Here is a 13,757-nt window from a genome sequence, read left to right as displayed (position 1 = left end):
TCAGAATTTTTATGGATTCGGATCTGCATCGCGCTTCAGAGCGTCTTTCCAGCTCTGGGGACTCCACCCCCTCCCTGCACCGCAGTCTCAAAGCCCGCCACCTGACCATGATCGCGATCGGTGGATCGATCGGCACCGGTCTGTTCGTCGCTTCAGGCGCCTCCATTTCCCAGGCCGGACCCGGCGGCGCCATGGCCGCGTATCTGGTGATCGGCCTGATGGTCTATTTCCTGATGACGAGCCTCGGCGAAATGGCCGCGTTCATGCCGGTCTCGGGTTCGTTCGCGACCTACGGCGCGAAGTTCGTCGACGAGGGTTTCGGCTTCGCACTGGGCTGGAACTATTGGTACAACTGGGCCGTGACCATTGCCGTCGAACTGGTTGCGTCGCAACTGGTGATGGGCTACTGGTTTCCCCACGTGCCAGGCGTCTGGTGGAGCGCCGCGTTCCTCTGCGTGATGTTCCTGCTCAACGCGCTTTCGGTGCGGGGCTTCGGCGAGGCCGAATACTGGTTCTCGCTGATCAAGGTGATCACGGTGATCGCCTTCATCGGCATTGGACTGCTGATGATCATCGGCATCCTGAAGGGCGGCGCGGACCATGTCTGGTGGGGCAACTTCACGCTCGATGGCGGACCGTTCACGGGCGGCCTGCCGGCCTTGCTGGGCGTCACCATGATCGCGGGCTTCTCCTTTCAGGGCACCGAATTGATTGGCGTGGCGGCGGGCGAATCGGAGAACCCGGGCAAGAATATCCCGCGCGCGGTGCGCCAGGTGTTCTGGCGCATTCTGTTGTTTTACGTGCTCGCCATTTTCGTGATCGGCTTGCTGATTCCGCATACTGACCCGAATCTCCTGAAATCCGATGTGACCGATATTGGCGTGAGCCCGTTCACGCTCGTGTTTCGCCGCGCGGGCCTCGCGGTTTCGGCGGGCGTCATGAATGCGGTCATCCTGACCGCCGTGCTGTCGGCGGGCAATTCGGGCATGTATGCGTCCACGCGCATGCTCTATAACCTCGCTGTCGAAGGCCGCGCGCCCGGGCTGTTCGCGAAGCTTTCAGCGAGCGGCGTGCCGAGGAATGCGCTATATGCCACCACGGCCGTGGGGGCGCTGTGCTTTCTTTCATCGATGTACGGCGACAAAACGGTCTACATGTGGCTGCTCAACACCTCGGGCATGACGGGCTTCATCGCATGGCTGGGCATTGCCATCAGCCATTATCGATTCCGCAAGGGGTTCGTCGCGCAAGGCTTTTCGCTCGATCAGCTGCCGTACCGGTCGAAGTGGTTTCCCATCGGGCCGATATTCGCATTCGCGGTTTGTCTGGTCGTCATGCTAGGGCAGGACTACCAGGCGTTCATGGCCAATAAAATCGATTGGGTGAGCGTGCTGGCCACGTATATCGGGATTCCGCTGTTTGTGTTGATGTGGCTTGGTTATCGGATCGTGAAGAAGAGCCATTTCATTGGCTATGACAACATGGATATCGAGCCTTATGTCGGGCAAGCGCGTGCGCTTGCGCAGGCGAGCGATGAAGACGTGGTCAGAGCGGGCCATGAAGCTTAAAAAAAACGGAGGGGAAACCCTCCGTTTTTTTGCCTGCGCATACGCTCTGGTTGCGCCATTCCGGCATATCGATAGATTCAATCCGCCGGGTAATCTGACCTTGCTTTGACAGACACGCCGGCGTTACGCCGCGAGCTTCAACGCCTGCTCAAAGTCCGCGATCAGATCATCGATGTCCTCGATGCCGGCCGAAAGCCGCAGCATGCCGTCGGAAATGCCCATTGCCTTGCGTGTTTCCGCACCCGCTTCGAAGAAGATCGTCGGCGCAACGGGAATGATCAGCGTGCGCGTGTCGGCGAGTCCGGTTGCCTTGATCGGCAACTGGAGCGCATTGACCACGTCGATCATGCGCTCCGCGTTCAGCAATTCGAACGACAGCAGCCACGACGCGCCCTTGAACAGCTTTTGCGCGATCTCGTATTGCGGGTGGCTCTTCAGGCCCGGATAAAACACCTTGCCGATGGCCTTGTGCCCTTCCAGGAACTGCGCGAGCGCGAGCGCGTTGTCGCTGCTCTGTTTCACGCGCAGCGCGAGCGTTTCCGCGCCCATCGCGATCGAATGCGCCTGCTCGGACGACAACGCCGCGCCCATGTCGCGCAGGCCCTTCTTGCGAATCTGCAACAGCCCCTGCTCCTTCGCGGGCGAACGCCGATAATCGTCGGCGATGTTCGGATACGCGCTCCAGTCGAACAGGCCCGTGTCGGTCACCGCACCGCCGAGCGCCGCGCCGTGGCCCGCGATCGTCTTCGTCAGCGAATTGATGACGAGGCTCGCGCCCACCGCTTTCGGCTTGAACAGGGCCGGCGAGGTGATCGTGTTGTCGACGACATATGCGAGGCCGTGTTCGCGGCACGCATCGCCGATGCCCTCGAGGTCGGGAATCTGCGTGCCCGGATTCGCGATGGTTTCGACGAACACCATGCGCGTATTGGGGCGGATCGCGTCGCGGACGTTTTGCGCGTCGCAGGCGTCGACGGTCGTGACTTCGACGCCGAGCGTGCGCAAGGTGCCGAACAGGCTGTTGGTGTTGCCGAACACGTAACGGCTGGAGATCAGATGATCGCCCGCGCGCAGGAGCGTGAGAAACGTGGCCGTGATCGCCGCCATGCCGGTGCTGAAGCAGATCGTGCCCGCGCCTTCTTCCAGATTCGTGATCTTGCGTTCGAGCGCTGCCGTCGTGGGGGTGCCCTGGCGCGCGTAGTTGAAGCCGCCCTTTTTCGTGCCCTGGAACACGCCGATCAGGTCCTCGACGCGCTCGAAACCGTATTGCACGGACGTATGAATCGGCTGCCGCACGCCGCCATGCTCGGTGCCGCCGATTCTGTCGCCGTGAACGATGCCCGTGGTGAAGCCTTGCTTGCTCATGCCTTGTCCGCCTTTCGAGTCGATTACTTCCGATGGATTATTTCAGGTCGCCCATGGCGCGCGACATCGCCGGCAGCGCGATCGATCTGAAAAATGATTGATTCTCTCACGACGGCGGCTTCGTCAAGCGGTGTGCTCCGCAGGCGGCCGGAATAAGGTAAAGCCTTTGTCGAAGCCGAATTACGGCACCTGGAGGCGGTGCTCCGCTTGCAGCCGGTAACGCGGGCATTGCCGCTCGAATGGTGGCTCGGGCGAATCCGGCAAGTGAGCGCATCCGCCTGCATCGACGACCGCCTGCGCCGTGTAAAACGTCTCGAAGACGCGCTGCGCGTGATTGAGCGGGAAGAGGCGCTCGCGCGCTGATTCAGGACGTCAAGCCCGGATCTTTCCGCTATCCCCTCCGCGCCCTGAAAACGGCATCAGGAATCATTTCTGACTTTTCAGGTAAGCCCGGCCTGCCGCTGTAATCGAAACACCGGAGCGCCCACCCGACGGGAAGGTGATGAAGCCGGCGCTGATCAGTTCCCGCGAGACCGACCAGCCGAGCGCTGGCGCGTCTCTTCCATAGCGAACTTCAGAGAGTCGCTCCAGCGCCCATGCCGCGGACGCGGATACGCAAACGGGCTGGGAATCGGGCATATCGCAGTCGCTCATTGTTTTTCCAAAGGTCGGAGAGTGCCGGGGCAGCAGCGCAAGCGATGTCGCCTTCGAAGCGTCGTGCCATGTCGAATCGCGGATGGTGCCGGATCAACCCGCTCGGGGCTCGATGAAAGGCGGCAGCCATGCGATTATAATCCACGGATAATGAAATGTGCGTTACATTATAATGAGACGAGCGCCACCGGGCACCCGGACGGATGCCGGCAGTTTCATGCGCATGTTTGACTACCAGGGTAGATCGAGAATGGACGGCGACCAGACATCAAGTGATGCATTCCTCGAATTCCGTTCGACGCCGTTGAGCGACAGGCGGCCGTTTGTGCTGGAAACGCAGCACGCGATATCGTTGCACTTCGATTACCTTGCCACCCAGAGTTGCATGTCGCTTCGTGCGCCGGACCGGCTCGCGCTCGGCTATACGCGCACGATGATGGGATTCCTGCTGCTAAAGCCCGACCCTCAGCGCATCTGCATGATCGGGCTGGGTGGGGGATCGTTGGCGAAGTATTGCTATCGGCACTTGCCTGCCGTCGATATCACCGTGGTCGAGATCAACCCCGAAGTCATATCGCTGCGCGACGTCTTCAGGATTCCGGCGGACGATGCGCGCTTCAGGGTGGTTTGCGCCGATGGTGCGGACTACGTCAGGAATGGGGGCGTTGCGAAGGACGTCATTCTGGTTGACGCCTACGTGGCGGGGGGCATTTCGAGCCAGTGCGCGGATATCGCGTTCTTCTGCGCGTGTCGCGAACGGCTGGCGGATACGGGTGTCCTCGTCGTCAACTTTACCGATGACGAGCCGGCGCTGGCCATCTGCGTCGATCTGATGAAGGCCGTGTTCGGTTCCTCGTATGCGGTGGTCCGATGCGCGGACGACAGCAATTTTGTTGTTTTTGCGTGGAAGAGCCGATATCGCTTACCGTCCGCGCGCGTCCTGCTGGATCGCGCCATCTCGTACGCGTGGGCGGATGACCTGAAACTGTCCTCAGTTGCCCGGCGCCTGAAAGGCGGGGAAGACCTGGATTCCGGGCAATTGATCTGGCAACCGCAGGGTCACGCGCGTTGGGAATTCGACCACAGTCCTGGCGTCTCGCGATCGGTGTTCGAAGGCTGATGAACCTGTTCCTGCCGCCGTTCCCAATGATTGAGTGAAGATTCGATGCCTGCGCAGTACTTTCGAAGCCTGACGGGAAAACACCGCAGTGCGGACGCGAACCGGCAACTCGGTTTTTCGCTGGCCTTTGTTGCCGGCGCAACCAACGCCGGCGGGTTCCTCGCGGTCAAGCAATACACGTCGCACATGAGCGGCATCGTATCGGCAATCGCGGACCAGGCGGCGCTCGGAGACATCCGGCTCGTGCTCGCCGGTATCGGCTCACTGGCGTCGTTTCTTCTCGGGGCAGCGTGTTCGGCGGTGCTCGTCAACTGGGGGCGGCGGCGCAGTCTGCAAAGCCAGTATGTCCTTCCGCTACTGGTCGAAGCCGCGCTGCTCCTCCTGTTCGGCTTGCTCGGCAGTCACCTCGCGCTATGGGAAGCTTTTTTTGTTCCTGTCACGGTCATTCTGCTGTGCTTCATCATGGGGCTGCAGAATGCGATGATCACGAAGTTGTCGGGCGCCGAGATTCGCACGACGCACATGACCGGCATCGTGACCGACCTGGGCATCGAACTGGGCAAGCTCTTTTACTGGAACCGGTCGACGGCCGCTGCGGATGCCCATGCGGTCATCGCCAATCGCACGAAGCTGCGGATTCACGGCACGATGCTCGCGTCGTTCTTCGTGGGCGGCCTGACCGGCGCCATCGGCTTCAAGCATGTGGGCTACGTATCGACCGTTCCGCTCGCCGGCGCGCTCGTCGCACTCACGGTCGTGCCCCTTGTCGACGATGTGCTGACCTGGTTCTATCGGCTCGATCGCAGGCAGTAGCCTGGCATCGCTATCAGACCAGCCCCGTCGCGTAATAAACCGCGATCACGAAAAACACGGCCATTGTCTTGATGACCGTGACCGCGAAAATGTCGCGATACGATTCGCGGTGCGTGAGCCCCGTCACCGCGAGCAGCGTGATGACCGCGCCATTGTGCGGCAGCGTATCCATGCCGCCGCTGGCCATCGCCACCACGCGATGCAGCACGTCGAGCGGAATATTCGCGGCCTGCGCGCCCTTGATGAAGAGATCGGACATCGCGGCGAGCGCGATGCTCATGCCGCCCGAAGCCGAGCCGGTAATGCCGGCCAGCGAGCTTACCGAGACGGCCGCGTTCACGAGCGGATTCGGAATGCTCTTGAGCGCGTCGCTCACCACGAGGAAGCCGGGCAGCGCCGCGATCACGCCGCCGAAGCCGTACTCCGAAGCCGTATTGAGCGAGGCGAGCAGCGCGCCCGCGACCGCGGCCTTCGTGCCGGTAGCGAAACGTTCCTTCACGCGCGAGAACGCTGTGACGACAACGAACGCAATGCCGAGCAGCAGCGCGCCCTCGACCGACCAGATGCCGACCAGTTGCTTGACCGTCGTGGTCACGGGCGCGTGAATGCCGGGCAGCATGTCGGACGTGATCGTGTAGGTGTCGCCGTACCAGCCCGGAATCCAGCGCGTCAGGAAGAAGTTCGACACGCCCACGAGCACGAGCGGCGTGATGGCGAGCAGCGGGTTGGGCAGATGATCGGTTTGCACGCGGTCGGGCTCGTTCACGAGCGACGTGCCGTAGCCTTCGCCCTTTGCCACCGCGCTGCGGCGGCGCCACTCGAGATACGCGAGGCCGACCACGATGATGAACAGCGAGCCGATGATGCCGAGCGCCGGCGCGGCCCACGCCGTGGTCTTGAAGAACGTGGTGGGGATGATGTTCTGGATCTGCGGCGTGCCGGGCAGCGAGTCCATCGTGAACGAGAACGCACCCAGCGCGATGGCGCCTGGCATGAGGCGCTTGGGAATGTCGCTTTGGCGATAGAGCTCGGCGGCGAACGGGTAGACCGCGAACACCACCACGAAGAGCGACACGCCGCCGTAGGTGAGCAGCGCGCACACGGCCACGATCACGGCGTTCGCGCGCGAGCGGCCGATGTAGCGGATGGCTGCGTGAACGATCGCCTCCGAGTAGCCTGAGAGCTCGATCACCTTGCCGAACACCGCGCCCAGCAGGAATACGGGGAAGTAGAGCTTCACGAAGCCCACCATCTTCTCCATGAAGATGCCCGAGAACACGGGGGCGACGGCGGCGGGATCGGTGAGCAAAACGGCGCCGAGGGCGGCCACCGGTGCGAAGAGGATGACGCTGTAGCCACGGTAGGCGGCGAGCATGAGAAAGGCGAGGGCGGCTAGAACGATAACGAACGACATGACGTCTCCTGTGATCCATGCTTCGCGCTCGATCGCAGTCCGTGTTTTACTGCGTTTTTATTGCGTGGGCGGGTGCATGGTGCGGCGCAGCGATTGTACCGAAACACCCCGTTATGGCTTGGCAGACTGCGCGCTCCAGGTTTGACGCGAGCGGGGGTTCATCGCGCGCGAGGCCCGGAAGGAGGTGAAGATGCGGGAAATCGAGGCAAGCCTGGAAGGGTGGCCACGCCGTCACGCGCAACGGAGCGCATGGGCGGCCGCGTTCGCCGTGGTTATCGCGCAGATCGTTGCGCCGGCAGTTGCGGCGCCCGGCGCGGCATCGGGCGGGGCACCGGCAAGCGGAGCGAGCGCGTTGACCGTCGATCCCGGCGAAATCCGGAACTGGTACAACGATCCGTTCTTCGCGCTCTCGAGTGCGCCGGGCGCGTGCCCGCAGCCGCTCGGCCCGCGCATGACGAAGGCCGAAGCCGACGACGACGCTCACTACCGCGTGGAGCGCGGCACCACCTGCTGGCTCGCGCACAAGTGCACGAAGCCGAACGCCTATCTCTACGATGCCGATATCGCCACGGCGATTCGCGAGAAGTTCGGGGACGCCGCGTCGCTCAATGGCACGAGCGTGTGGATCACGGTACAGCGGCGCTTCGTCTACGCCGAGGGCTGCGCTCCGGCGGCCTTCGATCGGGCGGCGCTGGAGCGCGGCCTCGCGGCGATTCCCGACGTCGAACAGGTGTTCGTGCGCCTGCGCGCCGATCCGCATGCGCGGCTGCCCTACAAGACCTTGCCGCCGGCCCGTTGACCGTGCGACCGGCCGGCACGCGGTTCACGCCGCTCACGCGCCGTCCGGCATGGCACAATCGCAACGTCGAAAAACTAGAAGGCCTTCGGGGTACCCCATGATTCGTTCCGGTTCGTTGTTGTCCCGCTTTTGCAGGCTGTCGTCCACGGCGGGTGTCTGTGCGTTGCTCGCGGCGCTGTCGGCTTGCAGCAGCGGTCCGCCGCTGTTCCTTTCGGATGGCCGCCCGACGATTCCGGTGCAGTGCGCCGCCGCTGGCGACCACGATTCGTGCAGCCAGCAGGCGCGCCAGCGCTGCGGGGGCGCCAGCTACGACACTGTCGACACGTCCAGAAGCGGCGACACGTACACCCTCGTATTCGCTTGCCAGGCGAAGTAACGGACACTCGCCCGCCTTGTGCGCCGTTTTTGCGGCGGTTTCAAGAATCCTCGGCAGCCCTCAAGCGCTGCCGGCCGCGCCTGTGCTGCGGCTGCGCGCGGGCAGGTTCATCAGCAGGCGCAGCAGGTCGGGCTGGCGCCGCGTGGCGGTCTTCAGGAAGATCGACTGTAGTTGCTTGCGCACCGTGTCGTATTGAACGCTCACCTGGGCGGCAATTTCCTTCGGCGTGAGCCCGTCCACCAGCAGATGCACGATCCGGCACTCGGCGGGCGAGAGCTCGAAGGCCGAGGCCAGCACCTGCTCGTCCACCGCCGGCGCCGAGCGCGGATGGTAGAACGTGAGGGCCGCCATCGCGCGTATCCCGGGCATCTCGCCCGCCGTGACCACGTTGTAGAACGCATAGAGCACTTCCGGGCCGCCCGGCAGCGGCGCGGCGCGGCTGCGCTCGCCGTCAGCGGCTTCGGCCGCGCCTACGATGCGCAACGTGCGAAAGCGGGCCGCGGCGGCCCGCGCGCCGCTCACGCGGCTTTTCAGCCGCGCCTCGCTGATCGCCATATCCTCCAGAAAGCGCGCCTGATACGGCGCGGCGAACACCAGCCGCTTGCCACGTATGCGCACGAGCGAGGTGGCGCGCAGCAGCCGTTGCGCCGCTTCGTTGCTGTGCAGGATTTCGCCGTTCGCATTCACGAGCATCGCGGGCGGCCGTACGTGACCGGTGAGCGCGTCGGCGTCGGGCGGCAGGCGGCGCACGCCCAGGCGCAGCGCGCGTACCAGATGGGGCGCCAGCCGCTCGAGCAGCGCGCGCACGTGCGCCGGCAGCGCGACGTCCTGTCCGCTCCGGCAAGCGATCATGGCCGTGAGCGTGCCGTTGTCGATCAGTTTGCAAATGGACACGAAGCCTCCGCCGACTGCGCACAGGTCCGGCTCGAAAACCGGGTGGCCGTCGCCGCTGTTTGAATCCGCACCGTAGTGCAGCCATTTTCCAGGAGGGAACGCGCGCAGCCATTCGAGTCGGGCATCGTCGCGATAAAGCGGGCGGATGAGTTCCAGCGGCTCCGTTTCCTGCACGCTGAAACCGTCGGCCCATGAAAAGAATTCGCGCTGACGATCGAATACGCAAAGATGAACCGAGGCCACGCCAATCGATTTCCTGAATTGCGCGCAAAAATCCTGCCATTCAGAAGGGTGCTCGATTGTTGCGTAAATCGCGTGCAGCAGGCTGTCGTGCTGAAAATCGCTCGGATTCACACCGTTCTCGTTATCAAAAATCCGGGACGGCTCGTTGCCGCGAAAAATGCGGCGCGCATAGTTCCTGCACAGATGTGGAATATACAGGCGCGATTGCCGCCGTTAATCTTCGGTTCGTTCGATGTTTCGTTCGATGGCTAATAGTCGTCAATGTGGACGAGGCGAGCGTTGTTTTCCGTGCGCTAGCCAACCGATGGGCCGTCCTGCCGATCTTATCCTCTGATGGCAAGTCGCGCTGAAATCTCCACGCCGTGAAAAAGCGGCGACAGAAATGCGACAGCAAAAAGGAGTAATAAAGGCAGCAAAGTGAATGGGACGACTGGCGAATAACCCGGCGGTATTGATGTAATGCAGCGGATCATGTGCCTTTCGTTATGGACATTGTGTATGCAGACGCCATGGCAAGTGGCTGCCAGAAGACAGTATTCCGGGGGGAACAATGAATCATCATCAACTTGAAAGGGACATCGAGCATCTCGAGCAGGTCATTGCTCGGCTTTCAGGCCACGATCGTATTCCGCTTTCCTATTGGCGCAACCGCATCGAATCGGTGTCGAACGCGGCGCTGGTGCCCTCGCAGATGCAGCGTGTGAAGCGCCTCGCGCAGGCGCTGGGCGAGTTGGAGATGCGCGTAAAAGAGAGTTCGTCACACGAAACGGTTCGTTAGGCCGATACGTCGCCGGAGTGCGGAGCGTGTGTAAAGAATCGCAATAAATTGGCTCGCGCCGACGAAAAAAGCCCGTAATTCGGCACTCTTTGACGTCGGAACGGTCACAATACGCTTGTGTGACTGAACTGGAGATCAATGTTCATGGCGAGCTACAAGCAACTGACTGCCCAACTCGAAAAGCTGCACAAGGAAGTCGCGGCGGCGCGCGAAAAGGAAGTTGAGCAAGCGATTGCCGAAATCAAGGCAAAGATCGCGGAGTACGACATTACAGCGGAAGAACTCGGTTTCTCCAGCTCGCGTCCCGCGAGCGCGCGCAAGAAGCCGCTGCCCGCGCGCTACAAGAACCCGAAAACCGGCGAGACCTGGAGCGGCCGTGGCCGCGCGCCCGGCTGGCTGGCGGGCGTGAAGAATCGCGACCGCTTTCTGATCAGCGAGTAAACAGGGTTCGAGCGGCGTTCAAGGGGGCTGCGGGCGGGCTTCGAGCCTGCTCCCGTAAAACCTCACCTTTGCGCGGCGCATGGCCGATCTACCGTGCGCTCGCGCGGCGCCATCCCCCAAGGCACATCCCGCCACCCCCGTAAAATCTCACCTCAGGCGCGCCGCTGGCCGCGCTCCGGCGGGCGTTTCCCGTTCGCGCGCGTGGCGATCTCGCCGCGTGCCGCCGTTAACCTTAGTCGTGCGCGGTAATGCCGTGTATCATTCGTCCCCGGCGCCTTCCGCCGCGCACACCGGTTGGCCACATACGCAACTCCCGCCGCGCGGCTGGTTGCCCGATTTCATCAGCGATACCCCTCCATCCATGTCAGTAGCCGAACTCAGACGCCGCCGCACGTTCGCGGTCATTTCTCACCCGGACGCGGGCAAGACCACGCTCACCGAAAAGCTGCTGCTATTTTCGGGCGCGATCCAGATCGCCGGTACCGTGAAGGGCAAGAAGAGCGGCCGGTTCGCGACGTCCGACTGGATGGAGATCGAAAAGCAGCGCGGCATTTCGGTCGCGAGCTCGGTCATGCAGTTCGAGTACGGCGACGCCGTCATCAACCTGCTCGACACGCCGGGCCACGAGGACTTCTCGGAAGACACCTACCGCGTGCTCACGGCGGTGGACGCGGCCGTGATGGTGATCGACGGCGCGAACGGCGTGGAAGCGCAAACGCTCAAGCTGCTCGAAGTCTGCCGCAGCCGCAAGACGCCGATTCTCACGTTCATCAACAAGCTCGACCGCGAAGTGCGCGAGCCGCTCGACCTGCTCGACGAAATCGAGCAGCACCTCGGCGTGGCCGCGGTGCCGTTCACCTGGCCCATCGGCATGGGCAAGGAATTTCAGGGCGTCTACGACATTCAGCGCGACCAGGTGCGCGTGTTCCGCGCCGGCGAGCAATCGCTGGGCGGCGCGGTGGAGACGCTGCAGCACATCAGCGACGAAGAAGGCGAAGCGCGCTTCGGCTACCACTGGAAGCGCACCAAGGAAGAAGTCGAGCTGATCACGGGCGCGACGCCCACGTTCGATCGCGACGCCTTCCTCGCGGGCGAGCAGTCGCCGGTGCTGTTCGGTTCGGCGATCAACAACTTCGGCGTGAAGGAAATTCTCGACGCGCTCGTCGACCTCGCGCCGCCGCCCTCGCCGCGCATGGCCGTGCAGCGTCCGGTCTCGCCCGAGGAGCCCAAGTTCACGGGCGTGGTGTTCAAGGTGCAGGCCAACATGGACCTCGCGCACCGCGACCGCGTGGCGTTCATCCGCGTGTGCTCGGGCCGTTTCGAGCGCGGCATGCAGCTGAAGGTCACGCGCAACAACAAGACCTTTCGCGCGAACAACGTGGTGAGCTTTCTCTCGCAGCGCCGGGAGACCGTGGCCGAGGCGTACCCTGGCGACATCATCGGCATTCCTAATCACGGCACGCTGAGCCTCGGCGACACGCTCACCGAAGGCGAAGACCTGCAGTTCACGGGGCTGCCGTTCTTCGCGCCGGAAATCTTCCAGACCATCGAAGTGGTCGACCCGATGCGCGCGAAGCAACTGGGCGAAGCGCTCAAGCAGCTCGGCGAAGAGGGCGCGATCCAGGTGTTCCGTCCGCTGCACGGCGGCGCGACGATCCTGGGCGCGGTGGGCCAGTTGCAGTTCGAAGTGGTCTCGCATCGCCTGTCGGCGGAATACAAGGTGGACGTGCGCATCATGCCCGCGCGCTATCGCCTCTCGCGCTGGGTCACCTGCGACGACGCCAACGAGCTGCGCCGCTTCACCGATTCGTACGAGGCGCGCATGGCCTACGACGCATCGAACGCGCCCACGTATCTCGCCTCGCACGTCTCCGAAATCGAAGTCGCGCAAAAGGCGTGGCCGAAGATCGTGTTCAACGAGTTGCGCGAGCATTCGGGCGCGCCGTTCCGCAAGAACATGTAAGTCTTGCCGTGGCCTTCCGCGGCCATGGATGCATCCCGAGCGGGCCGCTTCGTGCGGCCCGAATTTTTTGCGGGCCGCACTTCAAGCGTTGTAGGAACGCTCGGCGCGCTGCGCCATCTCCAGCCGGTTGCCGCCGAGCGCCTTCGCGCCATAGAGCGCCGCGTCGGCGGCCGATAGCAGGCTGGCGAGCGCGGCCGGCGCGTTGTGCGCTTGCATGCCCGCTTGCGTGTCCGATCGCATGCCTTGTTGCGCGTCGCTCAGCGCGAGCCCGATGCTGACCGTCGCGCGCACGCTTCTGCCGTCATCGGCGTGCGCAGCCGTTTGCGCGAAACGCTGCGCGATGCGCTCGCCGATCATCCCGGCCCGCTCGCTGTCGCGGCCCGCGAGCAAGGCCGCGAACTCCTCGCCGCCGATGCGCGCGAGCACCGCGTCCGGCCCTATCTCGGCGCGCGCGACGTCGGCGAAGGTCTTCAGCACGGCGTCGCCGGCCTGGTGGCCGTAGCGGTCGTTGATCGCCTTGAAGCGGTCGAGGTCGAATGCCAGCAGCGCCACGCGTTCGCGCGTCCCCGCGCGGCTCAGCACGCGCGTGCCTTCCTCGAAGAACCAGCGGCGGTTGCCGAGCCGGGTCAGATAGTCCGTCCGGGATTCCTGCACGAGCCGGCTGTGTGTTTCGTCGCGCACGAGGCGCAGCAGCGTCATCGGCAGCACGACCGAGTACAGCACACCTTCGTACATCGTGATCTTGCTGAAGAGCGGCAGCAGGTCTTGCCCGTAGCGCGCCGCGAGCCACGGCAGCACGCACGCGCGAAACGCGTAGAGCACCGCGTGAACGCCCGTCACGATCACGGCGATGCGGCGCGCCTGCGCCCATTCGAGGCCGTCGTTGCGCAGCAGTTCGCGCGTCGCCATGGCGCAGGCCAGGGAAATCGGAATCGCGCTGTAGTAGAGCCACATGGCGTCTTGGCCGCGTGCGCCCGCAATGGTCCACGCGAGCGCGAGCAGGGCGAGGATGACTGCGGAGGCCGTGCGGTATTGCCGCCCGCTCATGACGGCGAGCCCATGCGCGATCTGCAGATAGCCGGTCACGATGACCAGATTGCTGATGGCGCCGCCCCACGCGCCAGGCAAGGCGTGCCGCCAGATGGCGAGCGCGACGCCGACGCCGAGCGTGGCATAGCCGCCGGCAAGGATTTTCAGTTCCCTGCTGCGCTCCGGATGCGCGCGGTGCTCCCAGAGCGTCATGCCGGCGCTGGCGAAAAGCGTTCCGATTGCGAGGGAATAAAGGGTGAGAAGATCGACTTGCATCGCGGGCGTTAGAGCTTGTTGTTG

Annotated in this window: 14 protein-coding genes; 9 read left to right on the top strand and 5 right to left on the bottom strand. The window is 63.6% G+C overall.

The annotated features are described in order from the left end of the window. The first annotated feature begins 11 nt into the window (after positions 1 to 11). Positions 12 to 1,568, top strand: coding sequence for an amino acid permease (locus tag P5W98_RS19940; protein WP_421026356.1), 1,557 nt, complete (start codon positions 12 to 14; stop codon positions 1,566 to 1,568). A gap of 123 nt (positions 1,569 to 1,691) precedes the next feature. Here the strand turns inward: P5W98_RS19940 and P5W98_RS19935 are convergent, their stop codons facing one another. Further along, positions 1,692 to 2,933: a cystathionine gamma-synthase family protein gene (locus P5W98_RS19935; RefSeq protein ID WP_421026357.1), complete on the bottom strand. Its 1,242-nt coding sequence runs from the start codon at positions 2,931 to 2,933 to the stop codon at positions 1,692 to 1,694. Between the two features lie 207 nt (positions 2,934 to 3,140). On the opposite strand from P5W98_RS19935, the gene P5W98_RS19930 reads away from it, so the two are divergent. After that, positions 3,141 to 3,296, top strand: coding sequence for a hypothetical protein (locus tag P5W98_RS19930; protein ID WP_421026358.1), 156 nt, complete (start codon positions 3,141 to 3,143; stop codon positions 3,294 to 3,296). A 63-nt stretch (positions 3,297 to 3,359) separates the two neighbouring features. Here P5W98_RS19930 and P5W98_RS19925 read toward each other — a convergent pair whose 3' ends face one another. Then, positions 3,360 to 3,587: a hypothetical protein gene (locus P5W98_RS19925; RefSeq protein ID WP_421073339.1), complete on the bottom strand. Its 228-nt coding sequence runs from the start codon at positions 3,585 to 3,587 to the stop codon at positions 3,360 to 3,362. A gap of 250 nt (positions 3,588 to 3,837) precedes the next feature. Between P5W98_RS19925 and P5W98_RS19920 the strand changes: the two genes are divergently transcribed. Beyond that, positions 3,838 to 4,707 carry a spermidine synthase gene (locus P5W98_RS19920; protein ID WP_421026359.1) on the top strand — a complete coding sequence of 290 codons (870 nt, stop codon included), beginning with the start codon at positions 3,838 to 3,840 and terminating at the stop codon, positions 4,705 to 4,707. A gap of 45 nt (positions 4,708 to 4,752) precedes the next feature. Further along, positions 4,753 to 5,520 carry a YoaK family protein gene (locus P5W98_RS19915; protein ID WP_421026360.1) on the top strand — a complete coding sequence of 256 codons (768 nt, stop codon included), beginning with the start codon at positions 4,753 to 4,755 and terminating at the stop codon, positions 5,518 to 5,520. Positions 5,521 to 5,533: 13 nt separating this feature from the next. Here P5W98_RS19915 and P5W98_RS19910 read toward each other — a convergent pair whose 3' ends face one another. After that, entirely contained in the window at positions 5,534 to 6,934 is a 1,401-nt protein-coding gene (locus P5W98_RS19910; protein WP_421026361.1) for a GntP family permease, read from the bottom strand. A 190-nt stretch (positions 6,935 to 7,124) separates the two neighbouring features. Here P5W98_RS19910 and P5W98_RS19905 point away from each other — a divergent pair, with 190 nt between their 5' ends. Together P5W98_RS19905 and P5W98_RS19900 are read left to right on the top strand one after the other, a co-directional pair. After that, positions 7,125 to 7,733 (top strand): BON domain-containing protein, encoded by a 609-nt coding sequence (locus P5W98_RS19905; protein ID WP_421026362.1) that lies wholly within the window; start codon positions 7,125 to 7,127, stop codon positions 7,731 to 7,733. A 97-nt stretch (positions 7,734 to 7,830) separates the two neighbouring features. Then, the gene (locus P5W98_RS19900; RefSeq protein ID WP_421026363.1) at positions 7,831 to 8,109 is read left to right on the top strand and encodes a hypothetical protein; all 279 of its coding nucleotides are present in this window, start codon (positions 7,831 to 7,833) and stop codon (positions 8,107 to 8,109) included. A gap of 60 nt (positions 8,110 to 8,169) precedes the next feature. Here P5W98_RS19900 and P5W98_RS19895 read toward each other — a convergent pair whose 3' ends face one another. After that, a complete protein-coding gene (locus P5W98_RS19895) occupies positions 8,170 to 9,357 on the bottom strand; it encodes a helix-turn-helix transcriptional regulator (RefSeq protein ID WP_421026364.1) in 1,188 nt (395 codons plus the stop codon). Positions 9,358 to 9,796: 439 nt separating this feature from the next. Between P5W98_RS19895 and P5W98_RS19890 the strand changes: the two genes are divergently transcribed. From P5W98_RS19890 to P5W98_RS19880, 3 genes are all read left to right on the top strand, one after another. Then, complete coding sequence (locus P5W98_RS19890; protein ID WP_421026365.1) at positions 9,797 to 10,024, top strand: hypothetical protein; 228 nt, start codon at positions 9,797 to 9,799, stop codon at positions 10,022 to 10,024. A 144-nt stretch (positions 10,025 to 10,168) separates the two neighbouring features. Next, complete coding sequence (locus tag P5W98_RS19885) at positions 10,169 to 10,465, top strand: H-NS family nucleoid-associated regulatory protein (protein ID WP_421026366.1); 297 nt, start codon at positions 10,169 to 10,171, stop codon at positions 10,463 to 10,465. A 361-nt stretch (positions 10,466 to 10,826) separates the two neighbouring features. Then, complete coding sequence (locus P5W98_RS19880; RefSeq protein WP_421026367.1) at positions 10,827 to 12,428, top strand: peptide chain release factor 3; 1,602 nt, start codon at positions 10,827 to 10,829, stop codon at positions 12,426 to 12,428. Between the two features lie 81 nt (positions 12,429 to 12,509). Here the strand turns inward: P5W98_RS19880 and P5W98_RS19875 are convergent, their stop codons facing one another. Next, positions 12,510 to 13,733 (bottom strand): GGDEF domain-containing protein, encoded by a 1,224-nt coding sequence (locus P5W98_RS19875; RefSeq protein WP_421026368.1) that lies wholly within the window; start codon positions 13,731 to 13,733, stop codon positions 12,510 to 12,512. Positions 13,734 to 13,757 lie beyond the last annotated feature (24 nt).

Origin of the sequence: Paraburkholderia sp. A1BS-2L, from assembly GCF_051125205.1 — a bacterium.
GTDB lineage: Bacteria > Pseudomonadota > Gammaproteobacteria > Burkholderiales > Burkholderiaceae > Paraburkholderia.
This window is presented reverse-complemented; position numbering and strand designations above follow the sequence as displayed.

Excerpts from the sequence above, each read along its gene's own strand:
- P5W98_RS19940 (WP_421026356.1), top strand. The coding sequence starts at position 12 with ATGGATTCGGATCTGCATCGCGCTTCAGAGCGTCTTTCCAGCTCTGGG.
- P5W98_RS19935 (WP_421026357.1), bottom strand. The coding sequence starts at position 2,933 with ATGAGCAAGCAAGGCTTCACCACGGGCATCGTTCACGGCGACAGAATC.
- P5W98_RS19925 (WP_421073339.1), bottom strand. The coding sequence starts at position 3,587 with ATGAGCGACTGCGATATGCCCGATTCCCAGCCCGTTTGCGTATCCGCG.
- P5W98_RS19920 (WP_421026359.1), top strand. The coding sequence starts at position 3,838 with ATGGACGGCGACCAGACATCAAGTGATGCATTCCTCGAATTCCGTTCG.
- P5W98_RS19915 (WP_421026360.1), top strand. The coding sequence starts at position 4,753 with ATGCCTGCGCAGTACTTTCGAAGCCTGACGGGAAAACACCGCAGTGCG.
- P5W98_RS19910 (WP_421026361.1), bottom strand. The coding sequence starts at position 6,934 with ATGTCGTTCGTTATCGTTCTAGCCGCCCTCGCCTTTCTCATGCTCGCC.
- P5W98_RS19905 (WP_421026362.1), top strand. The coding sequence starts at position 7,125 with ATGCGGGAAATCGAGGCAAGCCTGGAAGGGTGGCCACGCCGTCACGCG.
- P5W98_RS19900 (WP_421026363.1), top strand. The coding sequence starts at position 7,831 with ATGATTCGTTCCGGTTCGTTGTTGTCCCGCTTTTGCAGGCTGTCGTCC.
- P5W98_RS19890 (WP_421026365.1), top strand. The coding sequence starts at position 9,797 with ATGAATCATCATCAACTTGAAAGGGACATCGAGCATCTCGAGCAGGTC.
- P5W98_RS19885 (WP_421026366.1), top strand. The coding sequence starts at position 10,169 with ATGGCGAGCTACAAGCAACTGACTGCCCAACTCGAAAAGCTGCACAAG.
- P5W98_RS19880 (WP_421026367.1), top strand. The coding sequence starts at position 10,827 with ATGTCAGTAGCCGAACTCAGACGCCGCCGCACGTTCGCGGTCATTTCT.
- P5W98_RS19875 (WP_421026368.1), bottom strand. The coding sequence starts at position 13,733 with ATGCAAGTCGATCTTCTCACCCTTTATTCCCTCGCAATCGGAACGCTT.